This is a genomic window from Streptococcus suis (assembly GCF_046032115.1).
GTDB lineage: Bacteria > Bacillota > Bacilli > Lactobacillales > Streptococcaceae > Streptococcus > Streptococcus suis_AJ.
The window spans coordinates 39,609-56,575 of record NZ_JARQOZ010000014.1 but is presented as its reverse complement, the minus strand read 5'-3'; the positions used below and the strand labels follow the sequence as shown (position 1 = coordinate 56,575).

The window sequence follows — 16,967 nt, the reverse complement described above, 5'->3', positions numbered from 1 at the left end:
GTTTTTAGTGTACCCTGTTTTCTAAAAAAACAACTAGATTTTTCTCAACTTTCTATTGACTTTTTACCACTAGACTTATAGTGTTTTTATTACAAATATACGAAAAATCTTATAGAATTTTAAAACATTTTATAGTAAGTCCAATAATTCTTGATAGCTACTAATTGTATAGGTTGGAACTGCCTTACTCTTGTTTATCATATGAGTCGGATTGTACCAAACAGTATCCATGCCAGCATTATTGCCGCCTTGAATATCTGCTGTCAAACTGTCCCCAATCATTAAGGCTTGGTCAAACTGAAAACCTGAAATCTGCTCTGCTATTTTTTTATAAAAATCAGCCGCAGGCTTTTGCGTCCCCATTTGCTCAGAAATAAACACTTCTTTGAAATACGATTGAATCGGTGAGTGAAGCAAGCGATTTTCCTGTATATAGGTCACGCCGTTGGTCGCCGCATAAATCTGGTAGCCTCGGTGTGTCAATTCCTGCAAAAGCTTATCTGCACCTGTAAAAATTTGTCCCTGCCGCCCAATAAATTCTTGGTAGCGCAAGGCCATCTCCCTTCCATCAACTTGCCGACCAAAGTGGGCAAAGGTCCGTGAAAAGCGGGTATTGATCAGCTCTTTCTTTGTAATGTTCCCTTTTTCCAAATCCTTCCACATGGCCTGGTTGAGCGGTCGATAGACTTCTTTAAAAGCTTGAATATCTTCAACCTCCATAGCTGTCAAAAACTGGGTTAAGGCTACTTCTTCTCCACGGCTAAAATCAAGAAGAGTATGGTCAAGATCAAAGAGTAAGTGTTTGTATTGCAAGATGATAAATCCTTTCTAAGCAGAAATTGCTGAAGCAATGTCAGGCAGTATGTCTAAAGTATACCACAGTTTTTAAAAAAATAGCTCTGTGTCCTAGGCTCTATTATACTGTTTTTCAGATTTCATACTCTTTAAATATCAAAATTATCCATTATCAACTTGCCTCGATGAGTGAAAAGCTCCTGTGGAGCTTTTTATCCTGTTGCCTTGAAATAAGAAAGCAACAGAGTTCTATCATCGGCTTCGTTTCCTAGGCTACTGTTGATTTTTATTGAGTATCAGCAGCCCTGGATACACGCATTTCCTCATCATATTATGCAAGCACTGGTTTATTCAAGCAAAAAGACGAGGACTCGCAGAAAAAGGCAAACGTAGTAGCCTTAACTACACACGATTGCCACTGGTTGGCTTAGTTCTGCAAATTGTCAGTCACTTATTTCGGCCATTCAACTTTCACATCAAGTCCTGCCAACGAAGTTGGTTCACTCAAGTATGATGTTCTAGCATAGAAGTTTTTCATTACCGCTACCAGAGGGAAGGAAGTTCTAGTTTGATCAGTTACTTCTGCCTCCAATTCATAAGTTACTGGACCTGCATGGCGAGGACTATCGATATAATAGATGTCAGAAAATGCATTTTCATTTTTCCATTGGTTTACTTGCCAACTGCCTACACGTCCTGCTGACCAACCCCATTGGCTATCAAAGTTTCGTTCCCAATGTGTTTCTTTACCCTTCTTAAAGTGACGGTACTTGCTGTCTGAACCATTCTTATCATCATTAACATCGGTTGAGAATTTGTCCAACAAGTTTTCTCCTGTTTTCTTATTAACAAGTTTTTTCAATTGCATACCATCAGGGATAATAAAATAGTATCCCCCCCTTATCATATCGAAGGTTCCAAAGGGTAGAATCAAAGTTTACCGTCCATTTTACTTCATTTTCAGAGTCTCCAATCGTTGCATCAATGGATACTGACTTTTTGACCGATTCGTTATAGTTAGTTTCTTGAATAAGTTCTCCAAGAGAAAAAATTGGTGCTGACTCACTTTTCGGACTTATTATTTGTACTCCCTCTGACTCAATTGCTTTTACGGTTGGTGTCTGTGTAAACAGCAATCCTCCCAATACGGTAGCACTTAAAAATAAACTTGATATAATTTTACGTTTGCTCATAAGAGTCTCCTTCTTTTATTTGATCTATTTTTGCGCTAGCTACAAAAATACTGGCAAGCTAATCGTCCCATTTCTAGGCTATCCCTTCCTTACTAAGATGAGAGTCTCTAGCAAATAAAAGACTTTTAACTACTATCAGTATAACAATACAAGTAGTATTTTCTCTTGGAGCTATCCGTTTTTTTTTTTTTCTATATTTGTCATTTAGCATATAGATGGTAAGACACACTCTAAAAACGTCCGATGCAAAATTTGCTTATCTAGATGTCATCAAAGCATGCAAGATTGTTTCGATGCTTTAAGCAGTATACAAAAAATCACCTCAAAACAGTCAGGTCAAGACCCATTTTGAGGTGTCATATATCGTTCTAAAAATAATATTATGAAGACGTCGCAAGTCTTGTAAAATGCGATGTTTCCGCTTTACTTTTGACTCATCCCTACTCTTCCTTACTTATCGGCGCCAGGCTAGCTAAGACTTTTTTGAGACCTATTTCTGGGAAATTGATTTTAAGTTCTTGATTGCTACCTGAGCCTGAAACTTCAAGGACTGTTCCGCGTCCCCATTTCCTGTGAACTGCGATGTCACCAACTGACCAGTTGGTGCCTGAGCCAGACGATTTGTTACTTGATGCGAAGGGCATACTGCCTCCGAGCTTGGCAGATGGTTGTACGGATGCTTTTCGACTTTGCATGGCCTGTTGCAAACTCATACCTTGTCCAAACTGTGTCGCTCTGCCATTGACATAAGAAGCCTTAAAGCTAGTATTAGCTGGACGAGCAAGCCCTTGGTAATCAAGGAGGTCACTGGAAATTTCTCGGATAAAGCGGCTTGGTTGGTTGTAGTTGGTGCGACCGAAAAGGAGTCGAGAATTGGCATTGGTCAGGTAGAGGGTCTGCTCAGCACGGGTGATGCCTACGTAAGCCAAACGACGTTCTTCTTCCAATTCGTCCTCTTCTTCTGCTGCACGACTGAGTGGGAAGACATTTTCCTCCATACCAATTAAGAATACGACTGGAAATTCCAGACCCTTGGCCGCATGGAGAGTCATGAGGGTCACTTCTGAAGATTCTGTATCGCCATCATCTGTATCAGCAATCAGCGCCAAATCAAGCAGGAAGCGTGTCAACCGATCCAGACCTGTCTCTTCTTCCTCAGCATCCTTTTCATCAAAGTTTTTGGTAACAGAAAGGAATTCCTGAATGTTTTCTATGCGAGCATTGGCTTCCAGCGTATTTTGTGCGGCAAGGGCATCGATGTAGCCTGTTTGGTTCAATACTGCCTCAACTACTTGGGTAACCGTCAAGTTGTCTAATTGATTACGAAGATTATAGAGGAGATTGGCTAGGTCAAAAACTGCCTGTGCTGCCTTCCCTTTAATCGTCGATAACATAATATCTTGAGAAGCTTCTAGCAAGGACATACCATGTGTGTTGGCAAAATCACGGAGTTTGTCAACCGTACCAGGTCCAACGCCACGTTTTGGCTCATTGACAATGCGTTCATAGGAGATATTGTCCGACGGATTTGCGATGATATTCAAATAAGAAATCACATCTCGGATTTCCTTACGGCTGTAGAACTTGGTGCCGCCGACCATGGTATAAGGGATATTAGATTTGAGCAGGGCTTCTTCAATGGTACGGGACTGGGCATTGGTCCGATAGAGAACTGCAAAATCCTTATAAGCCTTACCTTCTCGGTGCAACTGGTCAATCTGCCCTGCGACAAAAATCGCCTCGTCATTTTCATCTCTGGCACGATAGTAGGTAATCAAATCCCCTTGGGCATTCTGGGTCCAAAGTTTTTTGGGACGGCGATTGCGGTTGTTTTCGATGACCTCATTGGCAGCCTGCAAGACATTCTTGGTCGAACGATAGTTTTCTTCCAAAAGGACAACCTTGCTTTCTGGATAGTCCTTTTCAAAGTCTAAGATATTTTGCATATCCGCACCACGCCAACCATAGATAGACTGGTCCGCATCACCGACCACACAGATATTCTTGAAACGTGATGCCAGGAGCTTGACTAATTGGTACTGGGCATGGTTGGTATCCTGATACTCATCGACATGGATATACTGGAATTTCTGCTGGTAATAGGTAAGAACCTCTGGATTTTGGTCAAAAAGGCGGAGCGTCAACATGATCAAGTCATCAAAGTCAACGGCCTCTGACTGTCTGAGTTCCTTTTGATAAGCCGTGTAGCATTTAGCAACAATCTGCGTGTATAAATCGCCTGCCTGGGCTTCAAATGCCTTGTCATCAATCAGATCGTTTTTGGCATTAGAAATGGTTCCCAGGATAGAGCGTTCACTCCACTTTTTCGGGTCGAGATTGAGATTTTTCAAAATCCGTTTCATGAGACTGCGTTGCTCACCTGGATCGACAATGGTAAAATTGCGATTGTAACCAATATGGTCAGCATCACGACGCAAAATCCGTACACACATGGAGTGGAAGGTAGCAATCAAACAGTCTTGCGTAGCAGGATTGAGGGCGTAGGCCCGCTCTTTCATCTCACGCGCCGCTTTGTTGGTAAAGGTAATGGCCAAGATATTCCAAGGATTGACCATTTTTTCATCAATCAAGTAGGCAATACGGTGGGTCAAGACTCGCGTCTTGCCCGAACCAGCCCCTGCCATAATCAAAAGCGGCCCTTCTGTCGTCTGTACCGCTTCTGCCTGTCTGTCATTCATTCCGTTTAATAATGGGTTCATTGTCTCATACTTTCTTAGAACATGTATTACAAGTGGAGTGCTTTTAAATAAGAGATAGTTTTTCGCTAATCAAGGCAGTTTTTTGAAGGAATACCGACTGTATTTTGAAAAAAACTAACAATGAGTAGCTGAAAAAATAGCCTATTAAGGAAGTGTTGCACTGTGAATACATATTCTTAATTTTCATTCTCTCCATTATACCAAAAATTCTCTCGATAGGCAGTTGCAATGTGATAGATGACATGCAAAAAAGCCCAGAGCTATCTCTGAGCTTTTGTATTCAATTAATTATTCAGCACCCAAGGCAGCTACTGTGATGTAGTTGTAAGGTTTGTTGAAGTGTGGCAAGAAGAACAAGTCTGTCAAGGCCAATTTTTCGATTGTTACGCCTTCTTGGATTGCCAATGAGAAGAGGTGGATACCCAATGAGATGTCTTCACGAGCAGCCATTTGCGCACCAAGGATACGACGTGAATCTTTATCGTAAACGATTTTGATGGTTACTGGGAAGTTACCATGCTCCATGAATTCTGGTTTTTGATTGTCTGTTACTTCAGTAACAGCAGCGTTCAAACCAAGACGAGTAGCTTTTTCAAGTGTCAAACCTGTTGATACAAGGTTAAGACCGTAGATAGAGATACCGTTAGAACCTTGTACACCGATACCTTCAAGGTCAGTACCACAGATGTTGTGAGCTGCTACGATACCAGTACGTACAGCGTTTGAAGCCAAAGCGATGTAGCTTGTGTCGCCAGTAGCGTTGTCGTAGATAGTTGCACAGTCACCGATAGCATAAACGCCTGGGATTGAAGTTTCTTGGCGTTTGTTTACAAGGAAGGCACCGTTACGGAAGCGCTCGATTCCTTCACCTGCAAATGCAGTGTTTGGACGGAAACCAACAGCCAAGATAACCATGTCAACATCGTATTCGTTCTTGTCAGTGATGATTTTCTCAACTTTACCATTACCAGCAACTTCTTTAACAGTTTCGCCAAAGGCAAGTTGAATACCATGCTCTTCCAAGTTTTTAGCCATAAGGTCTGACAAGTCGCGGTCATAGTAACCAGCCAAACATGTATCTACAACGTCGATAAGGATAACTTCTTTACCTTTACGTTGGAATGCTTCTGCAAGCTCAACACCGATGTAACCAGCACCAACAACTGCTACGCGGTTGATGTCTTTGTTTTTCAATTTTTCAATAACATCAGCTGAGTTTTGGTACAATTTAACGAATTGCAAGTTTTCAAGAGTTGCTTCAAATTCAAGAGAACCTTCTTTGATTTCAGCACCTTTGATTGGTGGCAAGATAGGTTGTGAACCAGTTGCGAAAAGAAGTTTTTCAAATGATTCAACATGTTCTTGACCATTTACAAGTGCAGTAACTGTTTTTGCATCGTAGTCAATATTTGTAACAGGTGACTCCATGTATACTGTCGCGCCCAAGCTCTCCAACTCTTCTTTGTTTGAGTAGAAAAGTCCTTCAGGACCGCCAATTTGCTCACCAATCCACAAAGCCATACCACAACCCAAGAATGAGATATTTGAGTTTTGGTCAAATACAACGATTTCGTTTTCTTGACCATAATTTGTCAACATAGTTTTGATTGCGGCAGTACCAGCATGGTTAGCACCGACAACAACGATTTTAGCCATAATGTGAAATCTCACTTTCGAAAATATATTTTTTTACAAAGTCTATTATACACTAAAAATGATACCGATTACAAAATTTTTGCTCAGAATATCACATTTTTTTCAAAAAGTTTTTAAAATGCTATTTTCTTTAAACAATGTAAAGATATATAAAAGCAAAAAACCTAGATTTCTCTAGGTTTCTCTTAACGTACTTGTTCAAAACGCAGATGTACAATAATCTTATCGCCATAGCCGTTACGTTCCAAATCACGTTGCAAGCGATAGGAAATGTAATGCTCAGCAATAGAAATATAACCTGCATCTAAAAGACGGTGTTCAACTTGCGACTGAACCATGCTAATCGTTGGTCGCTCTGTATGAGCTTCTTCCAAGTCAAGCACTACTTTCTTTGTGACCTGAGCAAGATTTTTCCGCCAAGTTTCATCAATGACATAAACTGTCTGTGCAGCTTTAATGATGGCTTGGTAGATTTTATCTGGGTCAAATTCAACAATCTCTCCACTACGTTTAATGACTTGCATAAAAGCTCCTTTCTGGTTTTCAGTAAACCCTTTCATACTTACATTATCTAGGTTTTTGTGTATTTTGTCAAGTATTCTTTTTCATAAATTTTGCCTTGGCTTATTTTCGCTGAAAGCCCTTTAGTATGATATAATGGACCTATTAAAATGAAATAAGGAGAAAATCATGACAAACGCAATGCCTAAACGTCAAGAAATTGATGTGCAATTAACTTGGGATACAGACATTCTATTTCCGACCCCTGATAACTACAAAGAAAATTTGGTAGCCTACGCTAAGCAAGTGACAGCTTTCGAATCGAATTTCAAAGGGAAGCTAACTGATAAGGATACCATCGTTTCCGCCTTAACAGAATACGAAAAAATCGTTATTCTTGATAGCAGACTTTCCCACTATGCCTTTTTGCCATTAGAAGTTGACAAGATGAATACTGAATTGGCGAGCCTGGCCAATGAATACGACCTCGTTTCTGCCAAGGTACGTCCTCAACGAGATTTCCTCTATTCAGAACTTGGTCAATTAGATGAAGCCTTTCTTCTTGAATTAAAAGAAGAACAACCACAATGGGCTGCTTTCTTCGATGCTATTTTACGAGACAAACCCCATCAACTCCATCCACTTCAAGAAGAACTTCTTTCAAACTTCGCCCCAACCTTTGGTCAGCCATATAATAACTACGGTGTGACCAAGTTTGAAGATATGACATTTGACAACTTTGAGGCAAATGGCGAAACGCTCGGCAATAGCTATGTGCTCTTTGAAAATGATTATGAACTTAGCCATGATACCGAAATCCGTCGCAATTCAGCTGCTGGTTTCTATTCAACCTTGAAGAAATACAAGAATACAACTGCTGCGACTTACTTGTCTCATATCAAAAACGAACAAATCGAAGCTCGCTTGCGTGGTTTTGACAGCACAATTGATTTCCTCTTACATCGTCAAAACGTATCACGTGATCTCTTTGACCGTCAAATTGATGTCATCATGAAAGAATTGGCTCCTCACATGCGTCGCTATATCAAACTGGTTGCCAAGGCTCATGGGTTGGAAAAAATCACACACGCCGACTTGAAAATCAGTCTACCATCTGAATACAACCAACGTATTACTCCTGAAGAGTCCAAACAATTCTTGATTGACTGCTTGGGCATTCTTGGTGAAGATTATGTGAAAATGATTGAACAATCATTTGATGAGCGTTGGATTGACTTTGCTCAAAACGAAGGTAAGGCTACTGGTGGCTTCTGTGCTACTCTTTATGATGGACCATCTTACATCTTACTTTCATGGACAGGTTTGATGAACGAAGTCTTGGTATTGGCTCACGAATTGGGACATGCTGGTCATTTCCAATTAGCTAAGAAACAAAGCGTCCTCAGCTACGATCCATCCCTTTACTTCATCGAGGCACCTTCTACTGCTAATGAAGTCCTAACATGTAACACCCTTTTGAAAAACAACCAAGACCCTGGCTTCCAGGCTTACTTGATTAGCGAGTTGATTAGCCGTACTTACTTCCACAACATGGTGACTCACTTGCTTGAAGCAGCCTTCCAACGTGAAGTCTACACTCGTTTGGACAATGAAGAATACCTCAATGGTGATATTCTCTGCCAAATCAAGTTGGATGTCATCAAGGAATTCTGGGGTGAAGACTTTGAAATCGGTGACGATGCAGGTCTTATCTGGATGCGTCAACCACACTACTACATTGGTTTGTATCCATATACCTACTCCGCTGGTTTGACCATTGGTACAGCCATGGCGAAACAACTAGAAGAAAATCCTGAAGAAGTTGTTGAAAAATGGTTAGAAACCTTGTCACTCGGTGCAAGTCTTTCTGCCCAAGACCTTGCTAAACACGCAGGTGTCGACGTTTCAACTGACCAACCACTCAAAGAAACCATCGCCTATGTTGGTTCCTTGGTTGACAAATTAGAATCCTTAATCTAATAACTCTTAAAGGCTTGAACACATTGGTTCAGGCCTTTTTGTCTGTTCTTTCTTGGTACCAATTGCTCACATAGGTCAATTCGTCATGACTTAGATAATGTCCTTTGTCAAAACGAGCTAGGTTGGCTCTGGGAAAGGCTGACGCTTGCCAGTCATCTACAAGATTTTCAAGAGCGACTGGGTCGACATATTGGTCATTCTGCCCCAGTGTAAACAAAATCTCTGCTCTGCTATTTCCCATAGGAAAAGCATAATCTAAAGCCGAAGGGTGGAGCAAGATATAATTGTCCGCCAGGTTTGACTGTTTGGTCAACAAGCCCATGATAAAATTGGCACCGTTTGAAAAACCAACGAAGGTAATCTGCTGGTAGGATTGAGTAGCTAAGTCCTGCCAAAAATCCAGAAAAGTCTATAAGCGCATTTTAAAATCGAAAAGATCCAGCTGACCATCAATCAGCGGGGCAAAGAAACGCCTTTCCCTGCCTTGACCCCAACTTCCATTGAAAGAAAGAACAGAGGCTTTAGGGTCCAGCTGTTGGCGGAGAAAGAGCATGGATTCCTTATTGCCGCCTATTCCGTGAAAAAAGACCAAAAGACGGGGGCTGGTCCCTTTGATAAAGTAATAATCCATACTTCATTTCTCCTAATATCGTCATTCAGTTTATCTTTTATTACTGTGTTAACTCGCTTTGCCGTACTCCTGTACTGCCTGCAGCTGTTGATGCGAACTTTGTTCGCTCTATTTCCAACCTCCAACTATCTCCCAGATAGTTGGAGCGAGTACTAAAAGCAAACTGAAAGACTATAACGCTGGGATAGATTTTTTTCAATTTCCTGTCTGTCTTCTTCAAAGAAACTTGGCAAGAACAGTTCAACTTTATCTAGCTGATTTTCCTGTCTTGGCATGTCAGTCTCTCTTTCGCCAGCCATGGTCGCAACTTCAAACATGAGATAATTGGGTGCTCGGAAGTACAAGGAATGCATAAAATCTCGATTGATAATTCCAGAATGGGGACAATTGATAAGATTTAAGCGACTAATCAGGTCTTCCAAGTCAGACTCATCTAAGACACCAAATGCGATATGATGAATGGTCCCGACTCCCATTACACTGATTGGCGACTCTTGGTCAAGGATCAAATAAAGTCGATGACGGAATTTCGTCTGTGTCATACGGAAACATTTCTCCGATAGAGTCATGATAAGTCAAACCAAGCAACTGACCATCATCATCTTGGAAATTTAAAATATGTCCATTTCAAAAGGCCTGAATTCCTTCGTTTTCCACTTCAAACTCTGTCAGTCTTTTCTGCCAGAATTCCAAGGCAGCAACATCTTTAACCAGAAAAACAGTTCGTTCCAAACGATTACTGCCAGATCGATGACTAGGATGATTGGGCATATCAAAAATGGTAAATTCCGTTCCATAACGGCCCTCATCATCACCGAAAAAGAGATGATACATGCTTGAATCTTCTTGATTGACAGTTTTCAAGGTCAATTTTAAGCCGAGAATATGATGATAAAAATGATAGGCTTGGTGAATATTTCCTACCAAACTTGAAATGTGATGAATACCTGTATTGTTCATAGGATGACCTCACTGATTATGATAGACATATTTTATCGCTAATTAGTTGTATAATTGAAGAAAATACACAAAGAAAACACCCGAATCCATTCGAGTGCTTTCAGGAGATTATATGAAAAAGATGTTTTTATTATAAAATAACTAGGTTAAATAAATCTTAAAGGGAGTGGGATAGAACTTAATTGTTCAAAAAAAGTTCACCAATTTAGCCTCGCTTTCATATTTTCAGGCTCGGGTTAAAACAGTCTATCCGTAGACTGTCCTCGCTTTCGGTTTTTTGAGCTCGGGTCTTCTGTGGTCACTTTCGTATTTCTTGGTGACCAGCTGAAACAGTTCCCCGAACTGTTTCACTCCCCTGACTATTTTAATAATCCGGTCTTACGACTCCTGTTACTGTGGCTTTGGTCGCTTCGTAGTCGCCGTCAACGACAACTTTGATAATGCGTTTTGCGTCTTCTTCTGGACAAGGTACCAATGGTAAGCGGAGTGGTCCAACTTCAAATCCCATATAGTTAAGAACCGCTTTAACTGGTGCAGGACTTGGGTATGAGAAGAGTGCATTAACTTTCGGAATAAACTTGCGTTGAATGGCAGCTGCTGTTCGGATATCTTGCTGCTCAATAGCAGTAAACATCTCATACATCTCATCACCATTCGTGTGAGATGCAACAGAAATCACACCATCTGCTCCCAAGTTCATTGCATGGAAAGCATCGCCATCCTCACCTGTATAAATCAAGAAGTCGTCAGGTCTATGCTCAATTAGGTAAGCCATGTTGGCAAGGCTTGTACACTCTTTAACACCGATGATGTTTGGATGCTCAGCCAAACGTAACATGGTTTCTGGCATCATTTCAACCACGACACGACCTGGAATATTGTAGATAATGATTGGCAAATCAGAAGCATCCGCAATAGCCTTGAAGTGTTGGTACATACCTTCTTGAGAAGGTTTGTTGTAATAAGGTACAATGGCAAGACCTGCCGCAAATCCACCGAAAGCCGCAACTTCCTTAGCAAACTCAATCGAGTCACGGGTATCATTGGTACCGATACCAGCAATCAGTGGGACACGACCATTGACAATCTTTTGTACCGCCGCAAACAATTCTAATTCTTCCGCGTGCGTAAGGGTTGGACTTTCGGCAGTTGTTCCTGCCAACAAAATCCCCTCCGTATGGTGAGACAATAGATGCTCAACCAACTCTGGCAACACATCATAGTTAATTGCACCATCTTCTTTAAAAGGTGTAATCATGGCTGTTATGATTTTTACATCACGTAAATCTTGAATAGACATAGGCTTCCTCTCTTACTGATTGTTGCTAAAAAAGGCTGAGTGCAGCCTTTTGTGTACTTTAGGTTAATAAAATTATTTCAATTCAAACTTCAATTCTGCCGTTGGACGAACTAGACCACGCTCATGAAGGGTTTCAGCGATTTGAACAGAGTTCCATGCAGCACCTTTGAGCAAGTTGTCAGAAACAACCCACATGTGAATACCGTTTTCCTTATCCAAATCTTTACGGATACGACCAACAAAAGTATCGCGACTACCGACAGCATTAATCGCTTGCGGATAAATTTGATTAGCCACATCGTCTTCTAAAACAGCCCCTGGGAAGGATGCAATAGCTGCCTTCACTTCATCAATCGGTGCGATTTCCTTGGTTTCGATGTAAACAGACTCAGAATGGGCAGACAAGACTGGAATACGGACACATGTTGCAGAAACGGCAATGCTGTCATCTTCCATGATTTTCTTGGTTTCTTTTGTCATCTTCATCTCTTCATAAGTATAGTCATTTTCAGTGAAGAGATCGATTTGAGGAATAGCGTTAAAGCCGATTGGATAGTGTTTCTTATCGCCACTAGAAGGAAGAATATTCGCTTCTACCGCTTTGGGTTCCACGCCATCATTCAAGACAGAACGAAGCTGAGCTTGTGTTTCCAAGATAGCTCCCATACCTGCACCAGAAACTGCCTGATAAGTCGATACGATAATCCGCTCCAAGCCCCATTTCTGACGAACAGGTTCAAGAGCAACCATCATCTGAATGGTCGAACAGTTAGGGCATGCGATAATACCATTGTGGGCATCAAGCGCGTGAGCATTAACCTCAGGAACAACCAATGGTACATCTGGATTTTGACGGAAGTAAGAAGTGTTATCAACGACAACCGCTCCTGCTTTTACTGCGTATGGAGCATACTTGGCAGATGTAGAACCACCAGCTGAGAAGAGGGCAATATCCACGCCTTCAAAAGCTGTTTCTGTTGTTTCTTCAATGACAATATCCTGCCCCTTAAACTGCAAGGTCTTGCCTGCTGAACGAGCAGAAGCAAGGAAACGCACTTTCTCGATTGGAAGTGTTGACTCTTCCAACATTTTAATCATTTGGGCACCAACTGCACCAGTCGCACCAACAACAGCTACTACATAAGCCATAAAAAATCTCCTTTAGATCAATTCTTCAAAATTTTCTAAATATTTTATATTTAACAATTATATCATAATTTTTTCAAATGAAAAGCCCTGAGAAAGAATTTCCCAAGGCAATTACTTCGAACCTCTATTCACAAGTTTAGATGGACATGCTCAACTGTGAATGCTCTTCTTATTTGTCTAACGAGCGAACATAGTAGTCAACAGCCATCAGAGCTTCTGCTACATCTTCTGCTGAAATAGCAAATGGCATACCGTGAATTGTTTCTCCTTCAATCGTCGCTTGTTGGCCGACTTTCAATAGATCTTCATAACTAGCATCAGCCAAATGTAACTCCTCCAAAGTTGTTGGAAGATTCAAGGCTTGATAGAAACGGATGTATTTTTCCAATTCTTCTTTCGGACGGTTTTCCAAGAAGAGCTGGGTCAAGGTCCCATAAGCCACTTTTTCACCATGTGTCAAATGGTGAATATCTCCCTCCAAGGCGGTGAATCCATTGTGTATCGCATGCGCCGCAGCCAAACCTGCACTTTCAAAGCCTAAACCACTTAGCAAGGTATTGGCTTCAACAATATTCTCTAAAGCAGATGTCACAACCTTGGCTTCACAGCTGGCCATGGCTTGAAGTCCGTATTGAAAGAGTGTTTGTTCACAGGTTTGTGCAATAGCGATACCAGCAAGTGTCTGACCTCCTCCTGCCATTGTTGTTCCATTGCTTTGTAAAATAGCACGCGCTTCTACCCACGTCGCCAAGCCATCTGCAATACCAGAAGCCAAAAGACGTGGCGGTGCTTGACAAATAATCGCTGTATCTACCAAGACAAGATCTGGATTTTTCTTATAGAAAATATAGCGTTCAAACGCCCCTTCTTCAGAATAAATGACAGATAAAGCAGATGTCGGAGCATCTGTTGAAGCAATAGTTGGAGCAATGACGACTGGCACTCCTAGTAAATCAGCAATCGCCTTGGCTGAGTCAATCGTCTTGCCACCACCTAGACCGATTACGACGTCACTAGCCTGTTCTTTTCCGATTTCTACGACGCGCTGGATTTCCTTGTCAGATGCTTCTCCATTAAAGGCAACACGATGGACTTGCATCCCTTCTTCAACGAGATAGGACAAAAACTTCTCACCGACAATCCCATATACTAAATCATCACAAAGAATCAAAGGCTTTGTTCCCAATTTTCCGATAGCTTCTGCACCTTGGAAAAGAACATGTTTACCTTGAATATAGCGAGATGGACTTGCAAATACTTTCATAAGAATTCCTCCTCGTAAAATAAGTTTATGGGGATTTTTCAACCCCAAATTTTTAACAATTGTAATAACATTAACTTGACTATTGCAAGGTTTTCCAGAACAATAGAGTCATGGAATGGACTCACGGTTGTTTCTTTTCCTCCTTGTTGCTTAGACTTCATTTTAAAGTCTGTTACCCAAGCGTTGTTCCTACTTCCAACACACTAACTGTTTCCATTACGCTCACTTCTGTACGTAGTAGCGTACAGGCGGCAGGTGAGCTAGTGATTAGAATTCTCTTATGCGAGGCTGTTGGTCCAACGTGTTTCTGGGGAACCTTACAGTAGTCAAGAAACTTTCCAAATACAAATGAAAGGAGAACTTCCAAATGAAATGTTTTGTCGGTTTAGACGTTAGCTCTACCAAATTAGATGTCTGTATCATGCTTAGTGATACAACAACTCCCTTTACAGCTTCTCTTCCTAATGACCTAGTAGGGGCTCAAGAAATCAAGAAACAAATTCTTGAACTCAATGATACCTATTCATTTGAACGCATCGTCATTGGTATGGAAGCCACCAGTCTCTACAGCTTTCACCCTGCCATGTTCTTTCATGAAGACAGCGACTTGAAAGCTCTAAAGGTTGAGGTCATGGTCGAACAGCCCAATAAGATTAAGAAATACCGGGAAGCCTTTGAAGAAAACAAGAATGATACCCTTGATGCCTTCTATATTGCCGATTATTTCCGTATCGAGCGATTCTCACCTGCTTTTCTCAAGGAAGAGAAATACATGGCGCTCCAGCACTTGACCAGAACCAGGCTTCAACTCATTGAGCAGTTGACCAAGACCAAGCAGCACTTTATTGAGAATATCTACTACAAGTGCAATACCTTATCAACTGAAATCAAGAATGAGAACCTCTCAACCAATCTCTGGTCTAGCACAATCATCTCTCTTATGACAGAAGACTACTCCCTAGACGAATTAGCCACTATTGCTCTCGAAGATCTGGCAGAATTTCTCCAGAAACTAGGAAGAGGACGATTCAAAGCTCCTGAAAAGCTAGCGAAAGCTATTCAAGCGGCCATTCGTGGTTCTTATCGTCTCTCTAAACTCCAACAGGATTCTGTCAATGTCATTCTTGGGCTATTAGCTCGAGAAATCAGAAATCTGGAACAAATGATTAAGGATATTGATAAAGCTATTGAAGACATGGTAGAAGTCATTCCCGAATACCAGTGTTTAACTTCTGTGCCTGGTGTTGGTAAAGTTTACGCTGCAGGAATTATCGCTGAAATTGGACAGATTGAGCGATTTAAAGATCATCCTCAAGTCGCTAAATATGCAGGATTGAATTGGAAACAGTATCAATCTGGGAACACTAACTCTCAAAATACGGAACTTGTAAAACGAGGCAATCGCTATCTTCGCTATTACTTGGTTGAAGCCGCCAACTCGGTGAGGCGACATGATAGTGAGTATCAAACCTTTTACATGAAGAAGTATCAAGAAGTTCCTAAACATCAACACAAACGAGCCATCGTCTTAACCGCTAGAAAATTTGTGCGTCTGGTGGATGCGCTACTACGCAACCGCCAACTCTATACGCCACCAAGGAGGCTTATGGAAGATAAGTGATTATCGGCACAAGTCCTTGGATAAGCTGGCGAAAAAAGCGTTTTTCGCTAGGTGTTTTTAGTGCACCCTTTTGTCTAGAAAATCATCTAAAAATTAATCAACTTTCTATTGACTTTTTACCACTAGACTTGAAATAATAGATAGTGTTATATTGAGTAATAAACGACAGTTAGCATTGCCGAAAGCAAGAGGCATGAGCCTGTATTTTAAATATTGCCATTGTACAGCGATGCCTACTAGCAACGTGTCGAGCAATCTTCTCCCATCTCTAGTGCAATTTCCTTGAAAACGGCCTCCAGCAACAATAGATTGCTAGAGTTTGCAGACAAAAGCAACTGTTGACACCACTTCAGCCTGGCTTGAAATTCTTCTGATTCCTGAGTCAAATAGGTCAGAAACAAATAGAGGACAACATTTCGTTTCAATGGCTCATCCACTAAATCCTCTCTTCTTTCGCTGAGCTTTGATTCTATTTGTTGAATCACGTCCCAAGCATCACTAGGTAGGTCTAATGTTACACAAGTAGAAAGAATTTCTAAGATATCTTGTACTTCTTTTGATAATATTCGGGCTTCAAAATTCTCTATAGCTTGAAGACTACTTCTTAATAAAACGCTTTCAAAACCTCTGATAAGAATATCATCTACCAAGCTGAATAGATGATTTCTTTTTACTTCTTTTATGGCTGCTAGATAAAGAAGAGTATTGACCAATCCATTTATCAACTCCGAGGTAGTTTGTGTCAATAATTGCTCCCTATCCGCTATAATTAGCTGGATGGACTCATTAAACAATGGTCGCTCTCTTTTCTTATTTTCCACTGATACCCAAGGTAGAGTGGTAAACGGTGAAGTCGGTATAAGAACGGCTGGCAAGTCTAGTAAATCTGCAACAGCCTTTGTACAAGCTGCTATAGAACTATTACCAATGCCAATAATATGGTCTGCACGATGTCGGAAACCAACTTCCCCATATTCTTCAACCGAGTTCTGATCCCACTCCTCCATATAGGCTATTTTAACAATAAGTCCATGACAAGTTAAAACTTTCACAAAACTTTCTACAGTCGTATTATACTCCTGTTTTGCACATAAAACAAGGGGGCGATGACCTATTTTCAAAATGTCAATCGCACAAGTGTCTAAAAGATGATTTCCTTGGATAGTGCGTGAAAGACCTGAGAATTGTTTCATAGTG

16 protein-coding genes are annotated in these 16,967 nt (G+C 41.0%); 2 read left to right on the top strand and 14 right to left on the bottom strand.

The genetic code is table 11. The features are described from left to right. Positions 1–129: 129 nt before the first annotated feature. The 6 genes from pynA to P7J36_RS05960 all read right to left on the bottom strand — a co-directional run bounded on the left by pynA (position 130) and on the right by P7J36_RS05960 (position 6,888). Positions 130–813 carry a pyrimidine 5'-nucleotidase PynA gene (pynA, locus tag P7J36_RS05985; protein ID WP_408552071.1) on the bottom strand — a complete coding sequence of 228 codons (684 nt, stop codon included), beginning with the start codon at positions 811–813 and terminating at the stop codon, positions 130–132. Positions 814–1,246: 433 nt separating this feature from the next. Then, complete coding sequence (locus P7J36_RS05980) at positions 1,247–1,663, bottom strand: hypothetical protein (protein ID WP_408552072.1); 417 nt, start codon at positions 1,661–1,663, stop codon at positions 1,247–1,249. Positions 1,664–1,667: 4 nt separating this feature from the next. Next, positions 1,668–1,988, bottom strand: a complete 321-nt coding sequence (locus P7J36_RS05975; RefSeq protein WP_408552073.1) for a hypothetical protein — start codon at positions 1,986–1,988, stop codon at positions 1,668–1,670. A 440-nt stretch (positions 1,989–2,428) separates the two neighbouring features. After that, positions 2,429–4,708 (bottom strand): DNA helicase PcrA, encoded by a 2,280-nt coding sequence (gene pcrA / locus P7J36_RS05970; protein ID WP_408552074.1) that lies wholly within the window; start codon positions 4,706–4,708, stop codon positions 2,429–2,431. Positions 4,709–4,996: 288 nt separating this feature from the next. Then, on the bottom strand, positions 4,997–6,364 hold the full coding sequence (gene nox / locus P7J36_RS05965) for a H2O-forming NADH oxidase (RefSeq protein ID WP_002943642.1): 1,368 nt from the start codon (positions 6,362–6,364) through the stop codon (positions 4,997–4,999). Positions 6,365–6,549: 185 nt separating this feature from the next. Beyond that, complete coding sequence (locus P7J36_RS05960; protein WP_002935455.1) at positions 6,550–6,888, bottom strand: ATP cone domain-containing protein; 339 nt, start codon at positions 6,886–6,888, stop codon at positions 6,550–6,552. Between the two features lie 166 nt (positions 6,889–7,054). Between P7J36_RS05960 and pepF the strand changes: the two genes are divergently transcribed. Next, positions 7,055–8,845 carry an oligoendopeptidase F gene (gene pepF, locus P7J36_RS05955; RefSeq protein WP_408552075.1) on the top strand — a complete coding sequence of 597 codons (1,791 nt, stop codon included), beginning with the start codon at positions 7,055–7,057 and terminating at the stop codon, positions 8,843–8,845. Positions 8,846–8,873: 28 nt separating this feature from the next. Here the strand turns inward: pepF and P7J36_RS05950 are convergent, their stop codons facing one another. The 7 genes from P7J36_RS05950 to P7J36_RS05920 form a co-directional block, all read right to left on the bottom strand. Then, positions 8,874–9,167, bottom strand: coding sequence for a hypothetical protein (locus P7J36_RS05950; protein ID WP_408552077.1), 294 nt, complete (start codon positions 9,165–9,167; stop codon positions 8,874–8,876). An 87-nt stretch (positions 9,168–9,254) separates the two neighbouring features. After that, positions 9,255–9,476: an alpha/beta hydrolase gene (locus P7J36_RS05945; protein ID WP_408552078.1), complete on the bottom strand. Its 222-nt coding sequence runs from the start codon at positions 9,474–9,476 to the stop codon at positions 9,255–9,257. Positions 9,477–9,628: 152 nt separating this feature from the next. Then, positions 9,629–10,018 (bottom strand): VOC family protein, encoded by a 390-nt coding sequence (locus P7J36_RS05940; protein WP_408552079.1) that lies wholly within the window; start codon positions 10,016–10,018, stop codon positions 9,629–9,631. Positions 10,019–10,103: 85 nt separating this feature from the next. Next, positions 10,104–10,436 carry a VOC family protein gene (locus P7J36_RS05935; RefSeq protein WP_408552080.1) on the bottom strand — a complete coding sequence of 111 codons (333 nt, stop codon included), beginning with the start codon at positions 10,434–10,436 and terminating at the stop codon, positions 10,104–10,106. 364 nt (positions 10,437–10,800) lie between these two features. Then, positions 10,801–11,736 carry a 4-hydroxy-tetrahydrodipicolinate synthase gene (gene dapA / locus P7J36_RS05930; RefSeq protein ID WP_408552081.1) on the bottom strand — a complete coding sequence of 312 codons (936 nt, stop codon included), beginning with the start codon at positions 11,734–11,736 and terminating at the stop codon, positions 10,801–10,803. A gap of 72 nt (positions 11,737–11,808) precedes the next feature. Continuing rightward, positions 11,809–12,885: an aspartate-semialdehyde dehydrogenase gene (locus tag P7J36_RS05925; protein ID WP_029180530.1), complete on the bottom strand. Its 1,077-nt coding sequence runs from the start codon at positions 12,883–12,885 to the stop codon at positions 11,809–11,811. A 169-nt stretch (positions 12,886–13,054) separates the two neighbouring features. Continuing rightward, entirely contained in the window at positions 13,055–14,149 is a 1,095-nt protein-coding gene (locus tag P7J36_RS05920) for a glycerol dehydrogenase (protein WP_029180529.1), read from the bottom strand. A 367-nt stretch (positions 14,150–14,516) separates the two neighbouring features. Between P7J36_RS05920 and P7J36_RS05915 the strand changes: the two genes are divergently transcribed. Continuing rightward, positions 14,517–15,770, top strand: coding sequence for an IS110 family RNA-guided transposase (locus tag P7J36_RS05915; RefSeq protein WP_408562435.1), 1,254 nt, complete (start codon positions 14,517–14,519; stop codon positions 15,768–15,770). 236 nt (positions 15,771–16,006) lie between these two features. Here the strand turns inward: P7J36_RS05915 and P7J36_RS05910 are convergent, their stop codons facing one another. Beyond that, positions 16,007–16,963, bottom strand: coding sequence for a dehydroquinate synthase/iron-containing alcohol dehydrogenase family protein (locus P7J36_RS05910; protein ID WP_099875998.1), 957 nt, complete (start codon positions 16,961–16,963; stop codon positions 16,007–16,009). Positions 16,964–16,967: the final 4 nt, after the last annotated feature.

Excerpts from the sequence above, each read along its gene's own strand:
- P7J36_RS05980 (WP_408552072.1), bottom strand. The coding sequence starts at position 1,663 with ATGCAATTGAAAAAACTTGTTAATAAGAAAACAGGAGAAAACTTGTTG.
- P7J36_RS05975 (WP_408552073.1), bottom strand. The coding sequence starts at position 1,988 with ATGAGCAAACGTAAAATTATATCAAGTTTATTTTTAAGTGCTACCGTA.
- pcrA (WP_408552074.1), bottom strand. The coding sequence starts at position 4,708 with ATGAACCCATTATTAAACGGAATGAATGACAGACAGGCAGAAGCGGTA.
- nox (WP_002943642.1), bottom strand. The coding sequence starts at position 6,364 with ATGGCTAAAATCGTTGTTGTCGGTGCTAACCATGCTGGTACTGCCGCA.
- P7J36_RS05960 (WP_002935455.1), bottom strand. The coding sequence starts at position 6,888 with ATGCAAGTCATTAAACGTAGTGGAGAGATTGTTGAATTTGACCCAGAT.
- pepF (WP_408552075.1), top strand. The coding sequence starts at position 7,055 with ATGACAAACGCAATGCCTAAACGTCAAGAAATTGATGTGCAATTAACT.
- P7J36_RS05950 (WP_408552077.1), bottom strand. The coding sequence starts at position 9,167 with ATGGGCTTGTTGACCAAACAGTCAAACCTGGCGGACAATTATATCTTG.
- P7J36_RS05945 (WP_408552078.1), bottom strand. The coding sequence starts at position 9,476 with ATGGATTATTACTTTATCAAAGGGACCAGCCCCCGTCTTTTGGTCTTT.
- P7J36_RS05940 (WP_408552079.1), bottom strand. The coding sequence starts at position 10,018 with ATGACACAGACGAAATTCCGTCATCGACTTTATTTGATCCTTGACCAA.
- P7J36_RS05935 (WP_408552080.1), bottom strand. The coding sequence starts at position 10,436 with ATGAACAATACAGGTATTCATCACATTTCAAGTTTGGTAGGAAATATT.
- dapA (WP_408552081.1), bottom strand. The coding sequence starts at position 11,736 with ATGTCTATTCAAGATTTACGTGATGTAAAAATCATAACAGCCATGATT.
- P7J36_RS05925 (WP_029180530.1), bottom strand. The coding sequence starts at position 12,885 with ATGGCTTATGTAGTAGCTGTTGTTGGTGCGACTGGTGCAGTTGGTGCC.
- P7J36_RS05920 (WP_029180529.1), bottom strand. The coding sequence starts at position 14,149 with ATGAAAGTATTTGCAAGTCCATCTCGCTATATTCAAGGTAAACATGTT.
- P7J36_RS05915 (WP_408562435.1), top strand. The coding sequence starts at position 14,517 with ATGAAATGTTTTGTCGGTTTAGACGTTAGCTCTACCAAATTAGATGTC.
- P7J36_RS05910 (WP_099875998.1), bottom strand. The coding sequence starts at position 16,963 with ATGAAACAATTCTCAGGTCTTTCACGCACTATCCAAGGAAATCATCTT.